This window comes from Butyricicoccus sp. Marseille-Q5471, from assembly GCF_951230135.1.
GTDB lineage: Bacteria > Bacillota > Clostridia > Oscillospirales > Butyricicoccaceae > Agathobaculum.
On the sequence record NZ_CATNVC010000003.1, the window covers coordinates 364325 to 384827 of the forward strand.

The 20503-nt window shown below is 57.9% G+C and carries 16 protein-coding genes and 1 riboswitch; of the genes, 9 read left to right on the top strand and 7 right to left on the bottom strand.

Annotated elements, in window-relative coordinates; all coding sequences use genetic code 11:
- Positions 1 to 41: 41 nt before the first annotated feature.
- The 3 genes from QOX26_RS06275 to QOX26_RS06285 form a co-directional block, all read right to left on the bottom strand.
- On the bottom strand, positions 42 to 863 hold the full coding sequence (locus tag QOX26_RS06275) for a DUF4405 domain-containing protein (protein WP_283674106.1): 822 nt from the start codon (positions 861 to 863) through the stop codon (positions 42 to 44).
- 185 nt (positions 864 to 1048) lie between these two features.
- Entirely contained in the window at positions 1049 to 1786 is a 738-nt protein-coding gene (locus tag QOX26_RS06280) for a type 1 glutamine amidotransferase (protein ID WP_283674107.1), read from the bottom strand.
- 11 nt (positions 1787 to 1797) lie between these two features.
- Positions 1798 to 3168, bottom strand: coding sequence for a Mur ligase family protein (locus tag QOX26_RS06285; RefSeq protein ID WP_283674108.1), 1371 nt, complete (start codon positions 3166 to 3168; stop codon positions 1798 to 1800).
- A gap of 240 nt (positions 3169 to 3408) precedes the next feature.
- Here QOX26_RS06285 and QOX26_RS06290 point away from each other — a divergent pair, with 240 nt between their 5' ends.
- Positions 3409 to 4023, top strand: coding sequence for a hypothetical protein (locus tag QOX26_RS06290; protein ID WP_283674109.1), 615 nt, complete (start codon positions 3409 to 3411; stop codon positions 4021 to 4023).
- Positions 4024 to 4072: 49 nt separating this feature from the next.
- Here the strand turns inward: QOX26_RS06290 and QOX26_RS06295 are convergent, their stop codons facing one another.
- The gene (locus QOX26_RS06295; protein WP_283674110.1) at positions 4073 to 5149 is read right to left on the bottom strand and encodes a 6-phosphofructokinase; all 1077 of its coding nucleotides are present in this window, start codon (positions 5147 to 5149) and stop codon (positions 4073 to 4075) included.
- A gap of 205 nt (positions 5150 to 5354) precedes the next feature.
- Positions 5355 to 5437: riboswitch (ZMP/ZTP riboswitch) on the top strand.
- Positions 5438 to 5516: 79 nt separating this feature from the next.
- Here QOX26_RS06295 and pflB point away from each other — a divergent pair.
- The 8 genes from pflB (at position 5517) to QOX26_RS06335 (ending at position 15782) form a co-directional block, all read left to right on the top strand.
- Positions 5517 to 7745: a formate C-acetyltransferase gene (gene pflB, locus QOX26_RS06300; protein ID WP_283674111.1), complete on the top strand. Its 2229-nt coding sequence runs from the start codon at positions 5517 to 5519 to the stop codon at positions 7743 to 7745.
- Between the two features lie 434 nt (positions 7746 to 8179).
- Positions 8180 to 8878 (top strand): pyruvate formate-lyase-activating protein, encoded by a 699-nt coding sequence (pflA, locus tag QOX26_RS06305; RefSeq protein ID WP_283674131.1) that lies wholly within the window; start codon positions 8180 to 8182, stop codon positions 8876 to 8878.
- A 150-nt stretch (positions 8879 to 9028) separates the two neighbouring features.
- Entirely contained in the window at positions 9029 to 10621 is a 1593-nt protein-coding gene (locus tag QOX26_RS06310; protein ID WP_283674112.1) for a response regulator, read from the top strand.
- On the top strand, positions 10618 to 12429 hold the full coding sequence (locus tag QOX26_RS06315) for a cache domain-containing sensor histidine kinase (protein WP_283674113.1): 1812 nt from the start codon (positions 10618 to 10620) through the stop codon (positions 12427 to 12429). Before QOX26_RS06310 ends, QOX26_RS06315 begins: the two co-directional genes overlap by 4 nt.
- Positions 12426 to 13373, top strand: a complete 948-nt coding sequence (locus tag QOX26_RS06320) for a substrate-binding domain-containing protein (protein WP_283674114.1) — start codon at positions 12426 to 12428, stop codon at positions 13371 to 13373. Before QOX26_RS06315 ends, QOX26_RS06320 begins: the two co-directional genes overlap by 4 nt.
- A gap of 3 nt (positions 13374 to 13376) precedes the next feature.
- Positions 13377 to 14405 carry a galactose ABC transporter substrate-binding protein gene (locus QOX26_RS06325; protein WP_283674115.1) on the top strand — a complete coding sequence of 343 codons (1029 nt, stop codon included), beginning with the start codon at positions 13377 to 13379 and terminating at the stop codon, positions 14403 to 14405.
- A 184-nt stretch (positions 14406 to 14589) separates the two neighbouring features.
- Positions 14590 to 15054, top strand: a complete 465-nt coding sequence (locus tag QOX26_RS06330) for a VOC family protein (protein ID WP_283674116.1) — start codon at positions 14590 to 14592, stop codon at positions 15052 to 15054.
- Positions 15055 to 15074: 20 nt separating this feature from the next.
- Positions 15075 to 15782 (top strand): class I SAM-dependent methyltransferase, encoded by a 708-nt coding sequence (locus QOX26_RS06335; protein ID WP_283674117.1) that lies wholly within the window; start codon positions 15075 to 15077, stop codon positions 15780 to 15782.
- A gap of 83 nt (positions 15783 to 15865) precedes the next feature.
- Here the strand turns inward: QOX26_RS06335 and QOX26_RS06340 are convergent, their stop codons facing one another.
- From QOX26_RS06340 to QOX26_RS06350, 3 genes are all read right to left on the bottom strand, one after another.
- On the bottom strand, positions 15866 to 17044 hold the full coding sequence (locus tag QOX26_RS06340; protein WP_283674132.1) for a galactose/methyl galactoside ABC transporter permease MglC: 1179 nt from the start codon (positions 17042 to 17044) through the stop codon (positions 15866 to 15868).
- 130 nt (positions 17045 to 17174) lie between these two features.
- On the bottom strand, positions 17175 to 18674 hold the full coding sequence (locus tag QOX26_RS06345) for a sugar ABC transporter ATP-binding protein (protein WP_283674118.1): 1500 nt from the start codon (positions 18672 to 18674) through the stop codon (positions 17175 to 17177).
- A 117-nt stretch (positions 18675 to 18791) separates the two neighbouring features.
- Positions 18792 to 19895 (bottom strand): galactose ABC transporter substrate-binding protein, encoded by a 1104-nt coding sequence (locus QOX26_RS06350; RefSeq protein WP_283674119.1) that lies wholly within the window; start codon positions 19893 to 19895, stop codon positions 18792 to 18794.
- Positions 19896 to 20503: the final 608 nt, after the last annotated feature.

Below are 20503 nucleotides of genomic sequence, written 5' to 3' on the forward strand. Positions count from 1 at the left end.
CTCCTTGAGTACAGGAGGGCGGGTTTTGCGTTTCTTTGCGATTACAGCTGCCGGGAGGAGCGTTTTTTCTGAATCAGCCAGCAAATTGCACCTGTCAGCACCGAGAAGGTCAAAATCATCGAGCCGAAGGTCGCGCTCTGCTGCACCGCCCGGCTGACACTCGGGGACTGCATGCCCTTGCCGCCCTCGGACGGGCCGCCGTTGCCCTTGCCGGCTCCGTGGGAGCCGCCGTCCGTGGACGAGGGACGCGTGCCGTCTGCGTTTTCGGGCATACCGCCGCCCTCGTGCTGACCGCCGGACGGCATGGACGACGTCTGGAACGGCATTGAAAGCCAACGGGAAACACCGGTCGTGGCGAGGTTGTAGCTGCCGAACACAACGGCGGCGAGCAGAAATACGGCGAGCAGCCCTGCGCCGACGCGCTGCGGCAAACGGACAAATTTTTGCGCCATGCCCTTGAGGAAGGGCACGTGCAGGCCGATGTGGATGCCGAGCAGAAAGACGGTCAGCGCGGCGCAGAAGTAGTGCGCGACCTTCCAATAGGGGCTTTGCCCCGAAATGCCGGTCAAAATGGTCTTGGAAATCATCACGCCGCTCAAGGCAATGACGGCAAAGCAAATCAAGAGCAGCAGATTGATCGCAAAGCCGATTTTGGTCTTGGCAGGCAGATTTTTATCGAGCAGCCGCCTGGGCACGGCCTTCAGCCACGGGATATTGAGTGAAATGTGGATGAGAAACACGCCGCAAAGCACCAGACCGCCGACCTCATGGAACTTCATGCTGATGGTGTTTTTGCTGTAAAATAAGCCGACAGCAAGCAGCAGCAACACATCCAAAATGATTTTTATCGTATTTTTTTTCATGAACCATTCCCCGTTTCGTCCGTCAAATACCGTTGTGAACTTCTCTTAGCCTGTATTCTAGGCGTGCGCTGTGAGAAATCCTTGTAGGTTTTGTGGCGGTTTGGTGAAATGGAAAATATGTAGGATATTCACAAATGCATATAAAAACGACAGCACCGCGCGGACTGCGTCGGTGCTGTCGTGCTTTACTTTTTGGAAAGACGGTTTTCCATATAGCGGTGGGCGTTCTGTTCAAGCGTGTCGTCAAGCGGGGCAAGCGCAATCGGCGCACCATATTTGCGCTCAAGCGCCGTGCGCAGAATAAAATCACACAAAACGGGGTTTTTGGGCAGCAGCGAGCCGTGCGAATAGGTCGCAAACACGTTCTTGTACCGCGCGCCCTCGGTCTGATCCTCGCCGTTGTTGCCATAGCCTTCTATCATCTGGCCGAGCGGCGCGACCCCGTCGCCCAGATAGGTTTTGCCCGAGTGGTTCTCAAAGCCGACGACCATCGTTCCGCCGCTTTCATCGGTCGTGCGGAACATATAGTTGCCGATCATGCGCTCCTTCGCGCCCACCGTGTGCAGGTCGAGCGCACCGATGAAGTCCAGCTGGTGGCCGTCCCACGTCTTGTAATACTGCCCAAGCATCTGGTATCCGCCGCAGATGGCCAGAAAGGTTTTTTCCTCCTCAACCGCCGCGATAATCTCCTTCGCCTTGCCCGCAGCAAGGTCGCGCAGCAGAATCTCCTGCTCGAAATCCTGTCCGCCGCCGATGAAGAAAATATCGTACTGCGACGCGTCAAGCGCCTCGCCAATCGAGCATTCGTCCACCGTCGCCGCGATGCCGCGGTCGGCCAGACGGCGGCGCATCGTGATGATATTGCCGCGGTCGCCGTACAGGTTCAAAATGTCGGGATACAGGTGGCAGATTTTCAGTTCCATGTTATCCCTCCTCATTCATAAAAGGCGTGCACGCTCGTGCGTTTGCCGATTTCGCCGCGCAGATCGAACATCGCGGTGTAGGTCGGCATCAGGAAGGTCGGCGCGTCGCTCTTGCCGACCTCGTCGAGCAGCTCGCCGTATTCCGCAACGACCTCGATTTGCGCCGCATCAAAGCCCGCGTATTTCAGGCGCAGCGCCATATCGTCCCGCCGCACGCCCGAAACGAGCACGCGCGTAAACCGTGCCTGCTGTGCGGCAAGCGCTTCAAAATCCACATCCCAAATCCACGAGATGTCGGTGCCGTCCGCAAAGCGATCGTTGAGCAGAAAGGCAAGCTGACAGGCTGCCTCATCATGCGCGATGAGGTTGATGACCTGATTAAAGCCCGCCGGATTCTTGACGAGCATCATGCGCGAGGGCGAATTGCCGATCATAAAGCGCTCGGCGCGGCCGAAACCGCACTCAAACTGTGCGAGCGCCGCCACAGCGGTATCCTCGTCAATGCCGACCACGTGCGCGACGGCGGCGGCAGCGGCGGCGTTATAAATGTTGTAGCCGCCCGGCAGGTTGACGTGCACCTCGTGCACATGGCCGAACACGGTCAGCTCAATATCGGACGCATCCGCGCCGGTTTTGAGCACGCGGGTGACCGCAACCTCGGGTTTCATGCGGTGATAGCCGCATTTGGGGCAGCGGAAGCCGCCCAGATGGCCGTAGGTGACATAATCGTACTCGTATTCGGTCTTGCAGTGGATGCAGTAGGGCGCGTCGGACAGCTCGTGCGCGGTGGTCTCGTAGATCGGCACATCCACGCCGAACCAGACGATGGGATTGGGCACGTCCTCCGCGAGCGACGCGGTCAGCGAGCAGTCGGCGTTCAGGCAGAGCGTCGCGCCGGGCACGTTCGCGATGCCGGTGCGGATGCTGTTTAAGGTGTGCGTGATTTCGCCGAAGCGGTCAAGCTGGTCGCGGAAAATGTTGTTGACCACCAGACATTCGACGGGCAGATACTTGCTTGCCGTGCGGAAAGCGGCCTCATCACACTCAATCAGCGCGTGCGTATAGGCGCACCTGCCCGAGAGCGAAACGTGCTGCGCAAACACCGCGATGATGCCGGTCAGCAGATTTGCGCCCGATTTGTTGGAAAAATACGCAAAACCCGCGTCTGAGAACGCCTGTTCAATCATGCGGGAGGTCGTGGTCTTGCCGTTGGTGCCGGTCACGACGGTGACGCGCACGCCCTCGGACAGTGCGCCGAGGATGTCACGGTCGATTTTGAGCGCCAGCTTGCCGGGCAGATTGGTGCCCCCGCGTCCGAGCCTGCGCAGCACTGCGCCGGCGGCTTTGCAGACCGCGAGCGCCAATTTGGTTTTAAATTTCATGTAGCATACCCCTGTTTTCGGTAATCAGACATGGGTAGAGTATACCGCATTTTGGATGGGAATACAAGCATGCCGCACGTCGATGAGGTGCGAAACTGACATCTTGCATAAACTTTGTGCAGTTTTTTCTACGACCTGCCGCGCCCCTGCAAAAAAATGCACTTGACAAATTACGAAAACCGCTTATTCTATGGCATTGCTTATCCAAATCCCGCAGCACAACCGAAAGGAGGAATCTGCATGCCCTTTACCGATTATAAAATCACAGCGTTCAGCCAGCCGGTCGCGGCCTTGCCCGATCAGCCGAATCTGTCGCCCGAGGCGCTCAAGGCACGGTTTGACGCCTGTCCCGAGCAGCTGCGCCAGTCGCTCAACGCCGTGTGCGACGATGCGGCGCGGCTGGACGAGCGCGTCGGCGGCATCATCACGGAGACCTTTGGCGATACCATTCCGAAATCCATGCTCCGCACCGAGCTGCAGGCCGAACTGGATGCCAAGGCCGAGAAGACCGCACTTGCCGCCGAATCCGCCGCGCGCGAGGCCCTTGCCCAAGTGGTGGCGGACAAATGCAGCGTGACGCTTGGCTTCTATGCGGGCGACGGAACGCTCCCGCGCACCATTGAGCTTGGCTTTGCAGCCAAGGCGCTGCTCGTCTGGCCCGCGAGCGGACAGGTGGCTTCGAACTACTACACATACGGTGCATTTGTGCTTGAAGACAAGCCGGCGACCCTGAACAGTGTCAATTTTCTGGAGCTGACGCAGACCGGGTTCACCATCCGCAGCGCGTCTTCCGGCTCGTACTATGCAAGACTCAATGACAGCGAGCGTACGTATTACTATCTGGCCGTCCGATAACCGAAAAAAAGAGCCGCCGAACTGCTTGTCCGGCGGCTCTTTTCCGCAGTCAGTCGCCCATTGACAGGCCGAGCGCCCGCGCGGTGCGGACAATCTCGCCGTCAGGCGGCACGGTTTTCAGTTTGCCCGCAACATCAGCGAGCTTGACCGGCACAATGCCGCCGTTTTGCAGGCCGACCATGTAGCCGAACTTCTTTTTGCGGACGAGCTCGGCCGCGGCCACGCCGAACCGGGTGGTCAGCAGACGGTCGGCAGGGCAGGGCGCGCCGCCGCGCTGATAATGCCCCGGAATGGTCACGCGGATCTCCTGCCCGGTGATGGCCTGCAGCTCGGCCGCCAGACGGTAGGAGACCGAGGGATAGCTCATCGCCGCACGCTGCGCCTTGAACTCCTTTTTGCTCATTTCGGCTTCCTCGCGGCTGATTGCGCCCTCGGCCACCGCGATGATGGAAAACCGCTTGCCGTGCTCCGCGCGGGATTCAATGGCCTCGGCGATTTTTTCGGCCGAATAGGGGATTTCCGGTATGACAATCACGTCCGCGCCCGACGAAATGCCCGCATACAGCGTCAGCCAGCCTGCTTTGTGCCCCATTACCTCAACGATGAACACGCGCGAGTGGGAAAACGCGGTCGAGTGAATGGAGTCGATGACGGTCGTGGCGATATCGACCGCCGACTGGAAGCCGAAGGTCAAATCCGTGCCCCAGAGGTCGTTGTCAATCGTCTTGGGCAGGGTGACGACGTTCACGCCGTGCTCGCTGAGCAGGTTTGCCGTCTTGTGCGTGCCGTTGCCGCCCAGAATGACCAGCACGTCGAATTCGGCCTTTTTGCAGGTTTCAAGCATCTTGTCGAGCTTGGTCTCCTCGCTGTCCTCCGCGGCCTTTTGCATTTCCTTAAACGGCTGGCGTGAGGTGCCCAGAATGGTGCCGCCGACGGTGAGAATATCGGAAAAATCATCCGGCTGCATTTCGTGGTAATCGCCCTCAATCAGGCCGCGGTAGCCGTCCCGGATGCCGTACAGGGTGGCCTTGTCCCCCAGCTCGTGATACAGCGTTTTCGCCACGCCGCGCAGGGCGGAATTAAGTCCCTGGCAGTCGCCGCCGCTTGTCAGCATACCGATTTTCATTCGGCTCAGCCTCCTTCTATAAAGTTAGTATCCTTATTTTACGCTTCTTTGACCGGATTGGAAAGTCAAATCGCCGTAAAATCCAGTTTTCTCCTGAAATGCACCGATTATGTCTTCTGACGGGAAAAACGTGCATTTCATCGGTATTTTTTTGTGCGGAAAAGCAATTGCGCAGGGACATGCACTGTGTTATTCTATGGATAGACAAATTCCCTGCAACTGACGGACAAGATGGGCAACCATCGGGGAGCAGGGGTTCCGTAATAGCCGACCGTCTGGGCAGTGTCGCAAGAAAAGCGATGCCGCCCTTTTTTGTTACCCTGATAAAGCGAAAAAGGGCGGGCATACAGAGAAAGAGGAGTATACTATGAACGCTTGGAACACCTTTGTACCCGGCTCTTGGCAGGATGAAGTGGACGTCCGCGATTTTATTCAGAAGAACTACACCCCCTATGACGGCGACGCGGATTTTCTCGCGAAGCCGACCGCGCGCACCGAAAGCATGCGTGATAAATTCGAGGGTCTGCTCGCCGAGGAGCGCGAAAAGGACGGCGTGCGTAAGATCGACACCGACACCGTCATTACCATCACCGCCTTCGGCCCCGGCTATCTCGATCAGGAAAATGAGGTCATCGTCGGTTTGCAGACGGACGAGCCGCTCAAGCGTGCCTGCAATCCCTTCGGCGGCATGCGCATGGTGCGCGACGCGTGCAAAGCGTATGGCTACGAGGTCTCGCCCGAGATTGAAAAGAATTTCACCTACCACAAGACGCATAACGACGGCGTGTTCGCGGGCTACACCAAGGACGTGCGCGAGGCGCGTCACGTCGGCCTGCTGACCGGCCTGCCCGACGCGTACGGCCGCGGCCGCATCATCGGCGACTACCGCCGCGTCGCCCTCTACGGCGTTGACCGTCTGATTGCCCTGAAGCAGCACGACAAGGACGCGCTGGGCGATGTGCCGACCACCGAAACCGAAATCCGCTGTGCCGAGGAGCTGACCGATCAGATCAAGGCACTGAAGGACATGGTGAAAATGGCCGCTTCCTACGGCTTTGATATTTCCCGTCCCGCCGAAACCGCGAAGGAAGCCGTGCAATGGGTGTATTTCGCCTACCTTGCGGGCATTAAGGAGCAGAACGGCGCGGCGATGAGCCTTGGCCGTGTGTCCACCTTCCTCGATATCTATTTTGAGCGCGATTTGGCTGCCGGCGTGCTGACCGAGACCGAAGCCCAGGAAATCATGGACGATTTCGTGCTGCATCTGCGTATGGCGCGTCACCTGCGCACGCCGGAGTACAACGAGCTGTTCGGCGGCGACCCGATGTGGATCACCGAGGCCATCGGCGGCATCGGCGAGGACGGCCGTCACATGGTCACCAAGAACTGCTTCCGTATGCTGCACACGCTGTACAACCTCAATCCCTCGGCCGAGCCCAATCTGACCGTATTGTGGAGCGAGCAGCTGCCCGAAAACTGGAAGCGCTTCATCGCTAAGGTTTCGATTGACACCGATGCGCTTCAGTACGAAAACGACGACGTGATGCGCCCGTACTACGGCGACGATTACGCCATCGCCTGCTGCGTCTCCGCGATGCGCGTGGGCAAGGACATGCAGTTCTTCGGTGCGCGCGCCAACATTGCAAAGCTCGTCATGATGGCAATTAACGGCGGCCGCGACGGCATCAAGCTCGAGCAGGTCGGCCCTGAAATGCCCGTATACGAGGGCGAATACCTCGATTATGACGAGGTCTGCCGCCGCATTGACTTCTACCGTCCGTGGCTGGCCAAGACCTACGTTTCCGCGATGAACACCATCCACTATATGCACGACAAGTACGCCTACGAAAAGAGCCAGATGGCGCTGCACGACACCGACGTCCGCCGCCTGATGGCGTTCGGCATTGCGGGCATGAGCTGCATGGCCGATTCGCTCTCCGCGATTAAGTATGCCAAGGTCAAGTGCATCCGTGACGCGGAGACCGGCATCATCGTCGATTTTGAGACCGAGGGAGAGTTCCCGAAGTTCGGCAACGACGATGACCGCGTTGATTCTATTGCCTGCGAGCAGGTTCAAGCATTCTATCAGGCGCTGACGCAGTTCCCGCTGTACCGCGGCGCGATTCACACGCTGTCCATCCTGACGATCACCTCGAACGTCATGTACGGTAAAAAGACCGGCAACACCCCCGACGGCCGCCGCCGCGGCGAGCCGCTTGCTCCCGGCGCAAATCCGATGTCGGGCCGCGATACCTCGGGTGCGCTGGCGTCTCTCAACTCGGTTGCCAAGCTCAGCTATGACTACTGCCGCGACGGCATTTCCAACACCTTCTCGATCACGCCGGGCGCACTCGGCAAGTCGGAGGAGGAGCGCGTGACCAATCTGGTGAACATTCTGGGCGGTTATTTCGGCCAGAACGCGCACCATCTGAATGTCAACGTCCTCAACCGTGAAACGCTGATGGCGGCCTATGAGCATCCGGAGCAGTACCCCAACCTGACCATCCGTGTGTCGGGCTACGCGGTCAACTTCTACAAGCTCAGCCGCGAGCAGCAGCGCGAGGTTATTTCGCGCACCTTCCACGAGGCGATATAAGCTCCAAGGGGGACGCTGTCCCCCTTAGATACGAAAAAAGTTCCGATGAAACTTTTTTCGATAACCCACTCGCCTTTTCACCGAAAAGGCGGCCGCGCCGCCGCGGTGCGGGCAGTGGTATGTTTCCGATCACAAGTGACCGGAAACATCAATTTGACCCGCGGCAACGCCGCGGAAATGGGATGTGCACCCTGAGCACATGCAGGCGCGTCGCGCCGCTCAGCTGCGAAAAGCCGTTCGTCCTGCACCACCGAAATGCGAAAAGGGTGCTTGCCTCTCGACCGAAAACGGCGGCACGCAGAGAAAACAGGTATTACGCTGCGGAAAGCAGAGGATTCAAAAGGGGAGGAAAACCGCAGGTTGTCCTCCCTTTTTGCCCCCGCCGCGGGTGCGGCACCACTTCGTCCCCGATATCAGGAAAGGTTGTGAAGTCCATGCAAGGCCGAATCAATTCCATCCAGTCGCTCGGCGCGGTCGACGGACCGGGACTGCGCTATGTTGTCTTTCTGCAAGGCTGTCCGCTGCGCTGCGTTTACTGCCATAATCCGGACACCTGGCTGTCCGAGGGCGGTGAACTCCTGACCGCGGACGAGCTGGTCCGGCGGGCGCTGCGGTACCGTCCTTATTGGAAAAACGGCGGCGGCGTGACCGTATCGGGCGGCGAGCCGCTGCTGCAGGCGCCGTTCGTTGCGGAGTTCTTTGAAAAGCTGCACGAGCAGGGCGTTCATACCGCGCTCGACACCTCGGGCGTGGGCAATCTGTCTGAGGCCGAGCGGGTGCTCCGCCACACCGATCTCGTGCTGTGCGACCTCAAATTCCTCACCAAGGTCGACTATAAACGCTACTGCGGCGCGGATTTTGCACAGGTGGAGCACTTTTTGCAACTGACCGCGATGAAGCAAATTCCGCTTTGGGTGCGTCATGTGGTCGTGCCCGGCATGACCGACTCGCTCGAGCACATGCGCCGCGTGCGTGACAAAGCGCAAAGCTATCCCAATTTTGAAAAGCTGGAATTCCTGCCGTTCCACAAGCTGTGCATCGAAAAATATGACCGGCTCGGATTGGAATTTCCCCTGCGCGATACCCCTGCCATGAACGATGCATGGCTCAAGGAACTGATTGAAAAGCTGTAACGCAACACCGCTCGGTCTGTACGGTCTGTACAAGTCCGGGCGGTTATTTTTTTATCCCGCCGCGCCGTAGGACACGCTACCCATGACCGGAAAAATATGTTATACTGGTAACACTGAAAACCGACCGAAGAGGCGAGGGAGGGTGCAAGTATGGGTCTGTTCCGGCTGATGATTGTGGATGATGAGGATCGTCTGCGCGAGGGACTGGTGCGGCGCATCGACTGGGAGGCGAGCGGCTTTGCGGTCGTCGGGCAGGCGGAAAACGGGCAGGCGGGACTGGAGCTTTCCGAGCGTCTTGCGCCCGATGTCATCATCACCGATATCAAAATGCCCTTTATGGACGGACTGGAGATGAGCCGCCGCATTCTGGAAAAGCAGCCGGGTATTAAAATTATCGTGTTGTCCGGCTTTGATGATTTTGAGTACGCGCAGGAGGCGCTTGCGCTCGGTACGGTCGAGTACATATTAAAACCCATCAGCGCGGACGAACTGGTGCGCACACTGGAAAAGGTGCGCGTGCGGCTGACCGATGAATTACAGGAAAAACGCTCGGTCGAGCGTCTTCGGGAGCATTACCGCCGAAGCCTGCCCGTGCTGCGGGAGCAGCAGCTCGGCCGCCTGCTCGAGAAACGCCGCGCCGCGTCCGAGCCGATTGAGGACGAATGCCGCCGGCTCGGCCTTGACCTGGAGGCCGGCTGTTATGTGGTCAGCTATGTCATGGCGGAGCGGCAGGGCAGCGGCCTTGGCGAAACGGAGGAGCTGATTCCCGTTTCGCTGCGCGAGCTGACCGAAACGCAGCTTGCCGCGCGGGGCATCCGGTTCCAGTGCGTCATGCGCGGGGACTCAGTGGGCGTGATTGCCCTGCTCGATGGGGAAGAGGGCGTCCCCATGCTGCTCGAAACGCTCGATAGCGTGTGCAGCTTGGGCAAGCACTACTTCGGCTTGACCGTCACCGCGGGCGTCGGCCTGCCGGTGGGTTCGATTCGCGAGTTGTACCGTTCGGCGCAGGGCGTGCGCGACGCGCTCGATTACCGCGTGCTGGTCGGCGGCGGCCGCGCCATCTTCATCCGCGACATTGAGCCTGATCCCGATGCGCGCTTTGCCTTTGACGAGCAGGAGCTGCAAACGCTGCTGTCCGCCATCAAGCTTGGCAAGGGCGACGAAATCGGCGCCAGCGTCACGCGGATGGTTCGCCGGCTCAGCGACAGCCGCGTGCCGGTCGGTCTGTACAAATTCTACGTCATGGCCGTGGTCACCGAGCTTGTCAAGCTGATGCAGGTCTATCAGCTTGGGTTTGAGCAGGCGCGGACCGACGCGCTGCTCGAAAGCCCCTCGCCGGATGAGCTGATTCGCCGCCTGACCGAGCTTTGCACCGGCATCAGCTCCTCGATTCATCGGGAGCACACCAATTCGGTCAAATCTCTTGCCGTGGACGCGCAGCGCTATGTTTCGGCGCATTTCGGCGATCAGGAGCTGTCAGCCGAGCGCGTCAGCGAGACGCTGCATGTCAGTGCCTCCTATTTTTCGACTGTGTTTAAGCGCGAAACGGGGGAGACCTTCGTGTCCTACCTGTCACGCGTGCGCATGGAACGCGCGGCCGAGCTTTTGCGCACGACCGACCTGAAAACCTATGCCATTGCGTCCGAAATCGGCCTTTCCGACCCCAATTACTTCAGCTATGTGTTCAAAAAGTACTTTGGCGTTTCGCCCTCCAAATACCGCGAAGGCGGCGTGGGCGCATGAAGGCGCTGTTTGAACGCGCGGCCAAGCGCTTTCGCCGGTCGAGCCTGCAGGTGATGCTGACGGTGTCGTTCACCTGCATCACGGCGCTTGCCCTGCTGGCCTTCGGCCTGAGCTACCACGTGCGCAGCACCGACCTGACGCGCGACCGCATCGGTGAGGACAACATCCGCATCGTCGGGCAGGTCAACTACTCGTTCGACAGCTACCTGCGCTCGATGATGCGCGTGTCGGATACGATGTATTACACGGTCATCAAAAACACCGATCTCGACCAGTCGAGCCTGACTGAGGAAATGAACCTGCTGTACGAGGCCAACCACGATCAGCTGATTTCAATTGCGGTGTTCGACAGCGCGGGCAGACTGCAGGCCGCCGTGCCGCAGTCAACGGTCAAACCCGGCCTTGACCCGGCGGAGCAGCGGTGGTTTACCGATGCGCTCGGCCGCATTGAGAATTTCCACTTTTCACAGCCCCATGTGCAGAATTTGTTCCTATCGCCCGATGAGACGCACCACTGGGTCGTGTCGCTCAGCCGCGCGGTCGAGCTGACGCGCTCGGGACAGTCCGAGCAGGGCGTGCTGTTGGTCGACATGGATTTTTCCGGTCTGGAGCAAATCTGCTCTTCGAGCGGACTGGGCGAAAACGGCTACCTTTATATTGTAGACAACACGGGAGACATCATCTATCATCCCAATCAGCAGCTGATTCACGCCGGACTGTACGCCGAAAACAACCTCGCGGCCGCGTTCTATGAAGAAGGCAACCGTGTGGAGGACTTCGGCGGCGAGGAACGCATGGTCACGGTCAAGGCAATCGGCTATACCGGCTGGAAGCTGGTGGGCGTCATGCCGATGAGCGATATCGAGTCCGCTTTTGCACCCAATTGGGTGTTCCCGGTGCTGATTATCCTGCTGATTATCCTGCTGATGGGTGCGGCAAATACCTTCCTGTCCTCCCGCATCGCGGTGCCGATTAAGAACCTCGAAAGCGCGGTCAATGTGATTGAGGAGGGCGATTTGACCACGCCCATTCCGATTGGCGGCTCGTATGAGGTGCGCCGACTCGGCGGGGCAATCCGCTCGATGGCCGCGCAGCTGCGCCGTCTGATGGACGACATTGTGCGCGAGCAGGAGCAGAAGCGCCGCAACGAGCTGGAAGTGCTGCAAAGCCAGATTAATCCGCATTTCCTCTATAATACCCTCGATTCGATTATCTGGATGATTGAAAACCAGGAATACAGCGATGCGATTTCCATGGTCACCTCGCTCGCGCGGCTGTTCCGCATCAGCTTAAGCAAGGGGCGCAACGTCATCACGCTCGGCTCGGAGCTTGATCACGCCCGCAGCTACCTGACCATTCAGCAGATGCGGTATAAGGATAAGTTTATCGTACGCGATCAATCCGACCCTGCGCTCAATGAGCTGGCCTGCCTCAAGCTGATTGTGCAGCCGCTGCTCGAAAACGCGATTTATCACGGTCTGGAGTTCATGGTGGACGGCGAGGGCGAGCTGACCATCCGCACGGCGCGCGAGGAGGAAGATTTGATTATCGAGGTGTCGGACAATGGGCCGGGCATCCCCTATGCGCTGCAGCAGCAGCTGCTCACGCCCGATTTTGAGAAAAACAGCAAGACCGGCGGCCGCGCGCGCAAGGGTTACGGCCTATATAATGTGCACGAGCGCATTCGCCTGACCTACGGCGCCCCCTATGGGCTGACCATCCTGAGCGAACCGGACTGCGGTACGACTGTGCGCATCCGGCTGCCCGCACTGCCGTTCGACGCGGGGCAGGGAGGTGAAACGCCATGAAAAAGCGCACCTTTTCCGTCCGACTGGCCTTTGTGCTGAGCGTGATTGTGCTGGTCATCGGCATTGTGCTCTCGCTGCGCAGTCAGCCGCCAACGCCGGTGCGTGAGATTTCGCTCATTCTGCACGAAAAAACCACGGCGGGCGATGTCATGCTGCAAGCGGGCGCACAGCGTGCGGCAGAGGAATACAAGGTCGACCTGTCGGTCATCACACTGTCCGAAACAGGTGCGGCGGACGAACAATGCCGCCTGACCGAGCGCGAGACGGCGGGCGGCGCACAGGCGATTGTACTCTCCGCTGCCGACCGTACCGGCATGGGGGATGCAGTAACGGCCTGCCGCGAGGCGAATGTGCCGCTGCTGACCATCACCTCGGGCTGCGATGAGGAGGTGGACGCGCATCTGTCCGCCGACCAGACCGAAATGGGCAAAAAGCTCGCCTTTGAGGTCATGAAACGCGACGGACAGAAGGCTGTGGCTACGATTGTGCGCTCCGCGGCGCGCCGAACCGGTCTGGACGAGCGGCTCGCAGGCCTGATTGAGGTGCTGACGACCTGCAATGTGGAGTATGAGGTTGTGGACGCGAGCAATCAGGACGTGGCGGGTTATGGCTTCCGCAACCGCCTGCGTCAGCGCGGGACGACCAGCGTTATCGCGCTCGATCTGCCCGAACTGGAGCTGCTGTGCAGCGCACAGACGGGCGACACCTTTTCGGTTTACGGCTTTGATACGTCAAGCGCCGTGCTCGCCGCGCTCGACAGTGAAAAAATCGAAGCGCTGTGCGTGGCGGATGATTTTTCGCTCGGTTTCCTCGCAGTGCAGACCGCGTGTGCGCTGCTCGATGAAAAAACACCGCCCGAAGCGTTGATTCCGTTTACGCTGGTCGATCATGATACCATGTACGATGCCCAAAATCAATGGCTGCTGTTTTCATTACAGAGGTGAGAGATGAAACGATTTTTCAAACCGGCACTGTCGGTGCTGCTGCTGCTCGGCCTGATTGGCTGCGGCGGCGGGCAAGCGGGCGAAAAGGTGCACACCGTTCGCATCGGCGTCAGCCTGTACCGGCAGGAGGATACCTTTATTTCGCTCATGGCCAACTACATGCAGGAGGCTGCCAAAGAGCTGGAGCAGGAAAAGAATATTAAGATTATTCTGACCTTTTCCGATGCGCAGAGCAGCCAGAACAAGCAAAATGATCATGTTTCAGCTTTTTTAGAGAAGAATTATGATGCGGTGATGGTCAATCTGGTCGACCGCACAGCGGCGGCGGCGCTGATTGACAAGGCCAAGGCGGCTGATGTGCCAATGATTTTCTTCAACCGCGAGCCGGTGGAGGAGGATTTATCCCGTTGGAGCAAGGTGTGCTATATCGGCGCGGACGCGGCCGAGTCGGGCCAGCTGCAGGGCAGTCTGCTGGTCGATTTGTGGCAGCAGAACCCGCAGCAGCTCGACCGAAACGGGGACGGCAAGGTGCAGTACGTCATGCTCGAGGGCGACGCGGGGCATCAGGATTCACTCATCCGCACCGAGGCAGTCATCAAAACGCTGACCGATGCGGGCATCAAGACAGATAAGCTGGCCACCGGCATTGCCAACTGGATGCGCGTGCAGGCGAGCACCAAAATGGCGCTTTGGATTGAAAAATACGGCGATCAGATTGAAGCAGTCATCGCCAATAACGATGATATGGCGCTCGGGGCGCTTGACGCGCTCGAAACCGCCGGCACACGGACGCTGCCCGTCGTCGTCGGCATTGACGGCACGCCTGTCGGCCTTGCCGCCGTGGCCGACCGCCGCATGCTGGGCACGGTGTACAACGACGCGGAGGGGCAGGCGCGTGCCGCCGTGCGCGTGACCTGTGCGATGATTGAAGGAGAAAGTGTGGAATCGCTGCATATGGACGGAAATTATCTGCGCCTGCCGTATATCCGCATCACGCGGGACAATGTCAGGCAATATCAGACGGAAACGTAAGTTATGGATAGGGGGCTTTAAAAGCCCCCTATCTACGAAAGGCCGTTCCGGAGAAACTGCCTTTCGATACCCGAACGACGCTGCCCAAGGCAGCTGAGTCGGGGGATAAAAAGTCAGGCGCAGGTCCTGACTTTTTATGATTTATATGTGCTGCGCTCAGGAAGAGCGGGAAAGGGTGAGGGAAATGAAATTTCAGTGTCCTTTGATTGCGGTTTCGGACATGGAACGGTCAAAGCAGTTCTACTTTGATGTGCTGGGACTCTCGGTTGTGGCGGACTTCGGCGCGAACGTTACGCTGACGGGCGGGGTTGCGCTGCAAACGCGGGAAACGTGGCTGCGTTTTATCGGCAAGCGGGAGGAGGAGCTCGTGTTCGGCGGCAACGCCGGAGAACTGTACTTTGAGGAGGACGATTTTGACGGATTCCTGCAAAAGCTCGCCGCAGCAGAAGGGGTGGCGCTCGTGCATCCTGCGGTCGAGCACGCGTGGGGGCAGCGCGCCGTGCGGTTTTACGACCCGGACCGCCATATTGTGGAGGTTGGTGAAAACATGGCAGCGGTCGTGCGCCGGTTTGCGGAAAGCGGTCTTTCGGCGGAAGAAACCGCAAAGCGCATGGACGTGCCGGTGGAATATGTGAAAAGCTTGCTGTGACGCAGAAAAAGGAGAGCGGAATGAATCAGGTGCTTGAGCAATGGGAGCGTGCAGCGCAGGCATATGCCGCAGGGCAGGAGCAGAACAAGAATGCGAGAGACAACATGGCGGTTGTACAGCGTCGGTTCCCTGCAATGCCCGGCTGTGCCGTGCTTGACGCAGGCTGCGGTTATGGCGTGTTCACTGATTATTTTCGGCGCATCGGCGCGGATGTCATCGGATGTGACGGTTCTCCCGCCATGCTGCGGCAGGCGAGGGCGCGGTATCCGGAGGGTGCATTTGAACAGGTTGATTTGCAGCAAAGCCTGCCCTATGCCGACGAACGGTTTGATTTGGTGTTCTGCAATCAGGTGCTGATGGATTTGCCTGAAATTGAAAGCTTGTTTGATGAATTTGCGCGTGTGCTGAAGACAGGCGGCAGACTGTTCTGCGCCATCGTGCATCCGGCAGCATACCCGGGTGAATGGTTGGAGGATGAACACGGCGTGAAAATCGCGCGGATGCTGCGGTCATACGCGCGGGAATATCAAATTCAGCACGACTTTTGCGGCGGCACGACGCATTTTCACCGTCCAATCAGCTATTACTGCAATCTTGCGGCACAGAGCGGGCTTTGCCTGATTGGCATGGAGGAGCCTTGTGCGGCCGATGATACGGACAACATATCGGGCATGCCGCTGTTTCTCTATGCGGAATGGAGAAAGCTTGGCGCGGCCGAAGCGGAATAACGACAAAAAGAACGCCGTCGCACAAGCGACGGCGTTCTTTTATACATGCCCCTGGTAAAGGGAGCGATATGAGGGAGACAAGTTTACTTTTTGCGGTACTTGGACAGGTCGATTGCAACGGCAACCGCAATGATGATGCCCTTGATAATCTGCTGCCACATCGGGCTGATGCCGATAAACTGCAGGCCGTACTGAATGACCTGGAAAATCAGCACGCCGGACAGAATGCCGGATACCTTGCCCACGCCGCCGTTGAGCGAAACACCGCCCACGACGCACGCCGCAATTGCATCAAGCTCATAGCCGACGCCGTAGTTGTTCGTTGCGCCCGCGGTACGTGCCGCTTCAAGCACGCCGCCCACGCCGTACAGCGCAGAGGCCAGAATGAAGATGCCCATGATGGTGGCGAACACGTTGATGCCGGAAACCACAGCCGCTTCGCGGTTGCCGCCGATGGCGTACACGTTCTTGCCGAATACGGTCTTGTTGAGCACGAACCAGATTGCAATGATGAACACGGCCGCAATCGGAATCAGAATCGAAATGTTGCCAACCAGCGTGCCGAGAATCGGAATGTCCTTAATAAAGCCGAGGAAGGTGCCCTCACCCGCGAAAATGCGGGTCTGGCCGATGGCGGAGAAATCCGGGCGGATGCCGCCGATCGGCTGCGAGTTGTTGGGGGGCAGGTCAAAGTACAGCGAGCACGCGCCGTAGATAATAACCTGCACGGCTAGGGTTGCAATGAAGGGGTGCATGTCAAACTTTGCGACGAGGAAGCCGTTGAGTGCACCGAAGCACATGCACGCGAGAATCGCCGGGATGATGGCGAAAATCGGGTTAATCTGCGGCAAATCGGGATAAAAGCGGTTTGCATATTCCACGGTCTGCATCATGGAGGCCGAGATAACGGCGGCCAGACCGACCATGCGGCATGCCGACAGGTCGGTGCCGGCAATCAGCAGCGTAAAGCAGATGCCCAGTGCGATGATAATGCGGGGCGATGCCTGTGCGAGGATGTCCTTCATCACCTTGAGCTGCATGAAGGAGTGCTCCTTAAAGCAGATGACAACGACCAGTACGGCCAATGCCAGAATAATGGCGTTGTTCAGCAGGAAATCGTGGGTGCGTGACTTGCTCAGTGTGACAGACGCACCCTCAACCTTGCCGGACTTCTTCCAGTTGGCCAGTCCGAGTCCGAGCACGGCCACGCCAATCAGTCCGATGAACCACGGCAGGTCGTACAGCACCTTTTTCAAGCCCATGGATGCTTCGACACCCGCCAGTGCAAGCGCCAGCGCCAGAATGACCGCACCGATTACGGCCTGCGTCAAATAATACCGGTTTGCCGGTATGGTTTTTTCTTTACTCATTGTTTCAGTCCCCCGTTTTCCGTTAGTTCATAAACTGGGTGGCCAGTTCCATGACCTTGACCTGATCGGCGTCCTCTTTATTCAGGATGCCTGACTCACGTCCGGCGCACATGACCATAACGCGGTCGCTCATGCCGAGCAGCTCGGGCATTTCGGAGGAAATCATAATGATGCCCTTGCCCTGCGCCGCGAGCGACTGCATGATGGTGTAAATCTCATACTTCGCGCCGACGTCGATGCCGCGGGTCGGTTCGTCGAGAATCAGAATGTCCGGCTCGGTCAGCAGCCAGCGGGCGAGCAGCACCTTCTGCTGGTTGCCGCCCGACAGATTCTGAATCAGCTCGTTCATGGATGGCGTTTTGGTGCGCAGACGGGCGTTGGAATCGGTTGCCGCGTCCATTCGTGCCTTGTCGTTGAGCACGCCGCCGTGCGCATACTGTTTCTGCGCGGCAATGACCGTGTTGTCCAAAATCGACAGACAGCCGAAAATACCGGTTGCGCGGCGCTCCTCGGTCAGAAGCGCAATTTTGTGGTTTTTCGCGTCGGCTACGTTTTTGGCGTGGTAGGGTTTGCCGTCAATCTGCATTTCGCCCGAAGCGATGGAACGCAGGCCGAAGATGGACTCCACCAGCTCGGTGCGCTGTGCGCCGACCAGTCCGCCGATGCCGAGAATCTCGCCACGGTGCAGCGTGAATGAGACGTCCTTGAACGAGCGGGGGTTGGCGCTGGTCAGGTGGCTGACCTCGAGAATGGTTTCCGTGCCTGTTTCGTAGTTTTTGACAGGGAACCGATTGGTCAGGTCGCGGCCGACCATGCGCTTGATAATCAGGTCGGTCGTCAGCTCTGCGGACGGCCATGTGCCGACGTACGTGCCGTCACGCATGATGGTGACTTCGTCCGAAATTTTGAGGATTTCCTCCATCTTATGCGATATGTAAATGATGGCGCGCCCTTCCGATCGCAGCTGATTGATGATCTTGAACAGGCGCCCGACCTCGTCCTCGGTCAGCGAGGAGGTCGGTTCGTCCATGATGATTATTTTCGAGTCATAGCTGACCGCCTTGGCGATCTCGACCAACTGCAGCGTCGAGGCCGAAAGTGTTCCGGCCAGCACGGCGGGGTCGATGTTCAGGTCAAGCTGCTGAAACAGCTTGCGGGTCTTTTCGTACATTTGCTTGTGGCTGACCGCAATGCCCTTTTTCGGGAAGCGTCCCAGCCAGATGTTTTCCATGACCGGACGGTACCGGATGGGATGCAGCTCCTGATGAATCATGGAAACGCCCAAATCGAGCGCCATTTTGGAGCTTGTGATGTTTTGCTGCTGTCCGTCTAGGATAATTTCTCCGGCATTTTCCTGGTAGATGCCGAACAGGCATTTCATCAGCGTCGATTTGCCCGCACCGTTTTCGCCCATCAGCGCGTGCACGGTACCCGGCCGCACTTTGAGAGAAACATTGTCGAGCGCCTTAACGCCGGGGAAGTATTTGCAGATGCCGTTCATTTCCAGTATGTATTCGCCCATAAATTTCTCCGGCCTCCTTTTTGAGGATTGATGCAGGGAAGGAAAACGGGAGCGCAGGCTCCCGTTCCGCCTCCTGCATACGGCGGGCCGATTGGCCCGCCGCACAAGGTGAAATACTTATTTGATGTAATCCTTATAGTTGTCAACGGTAACCTTGACGTAGGGAATCCAAACATACTTGCCGTCGGTCACTTCGTAGCCGATGGTATCCTTGGTGATTTCCTGACCGGCTGCTGCGGCTGCTGCGATGTTGACGGTTGCGGTGCCCTGGTTGACGGCGTCGTTCAGTACGGTGCCGAGCAGTGTGCCTTCGCTCATTGCCTGCAGTGCAGCGTCGGTTGCGTCAACGCCGACGACAGGAGTGTACATAGCGGCGTCGCCCTTGTTGTAGCCGGCAGCCTTGAGCGCTTCGATTGCGCCGAGTGCCATGTCGTCGTTATTGCAGAGGATAGCTTCTACGCGCTCAACGCCCTTTGCGGCGAGCAGCGAGGTAACCAGATCGGTCGCCTTAACCTTATCCCACATTGCGGTGTCGTTGCCGAGCTCTTCAACCTGAATGCCCGCGTCGGTGATGGCCTTAACCGAATACTCGGTGCGCAGGGTTGCGTCCTGATGACCCGGCTCGCCGGTAATCATGATGTACTGCAGCTTGCCGTCGCCGTTGCGGTCCATTTCGGGATGCGCCTTCCAGTAATCTACGATAATCTCGCCGGACATCGTGCCGGACTCTTCAGCCTTGGCACCGACGTACCAGATTTTGTCGTAGGACTGCATGACGTCCGCTTCGGGTTCACGGTTGAGGAATACGATCGGCAGGCTCTCGGCCTTAGCCTTTTCAACCAGCGGGCCTGCGGCTGTGCGGTCTACCGCATTGATTGCAAGTGCGGAAACGCCCTTGGTGATAAAGGTATCCACCTGATTGTTCTGCTCGGGCTGCTTGTTCTGAGAGTCCACCAAATCGACCTTGCAGCCGAGCGTGCCGGCGGCTTCCGTCATTGCATTGCGGACATTGGTCATAAAGGTGTCGTCAAACTTATAGATGCAGGAACCGATGGTGATGTCGGAATAGTCGACCGCACCGCTGTCTGCGCTGGGCTGGTCGGTCGAGGCATCAGGATTCGTCGCGTCCGGTGTTGTCGTCTTCTGGCCGCCGCAGCCCGCCAGTACCGAAGTGGCCATCATGCCTGCCAGTGTCAGGGCGAGTAATCTCTTTTTGCTCATTTTCTCTTCCTCCTAAAAGTTAGTGACGTGTCGGTGCGGGTGCTCTCTTTTCGTCCCCGCTCCTTTTGATAAACCCATGATAAAGGAAATTTACCAATATTACTCTATAATTTTCTTTGCAGTATCTTTAAATTTTTTTGCCTATATCGTGCAGTATGGCTATTGTAAAACATATCTTGTTGTGCATATGCCACAAATGAGCGGAGAAACTGACTGAAACAGGGTGTAATAATTTCAGACCACGGAGAAAATTTACTGAAAAAACTGTCAAATAACACGCTGTCCGCGGTTCATGCCAAGTGAAATTGCCGCTGCGGTTGCAAGCCCTATATATTAAATAGGAAGGAAATCATCTCCCGAAAAAGAATTTAAAAACTCAAAAGAAAACCGTTGACAAGCATAGGTGGGGTGTGGTATTCTAACTAAGCTGTCTTTTGAGGCGGCGGCCAAGCGGAAAAGCGGATACGGCGAGAACAAAAAACTTCTCCGGAAGCTGAAAAAAGTTCTTGACAAAACGCCTTGAGTTTGGTAAACTAACTAAGCTGCTCTTTGAGCGGCGGTCGGAAAAGTTCGAAACTTGCCGAGAACGAAGTCAAAACTTGAAAAAA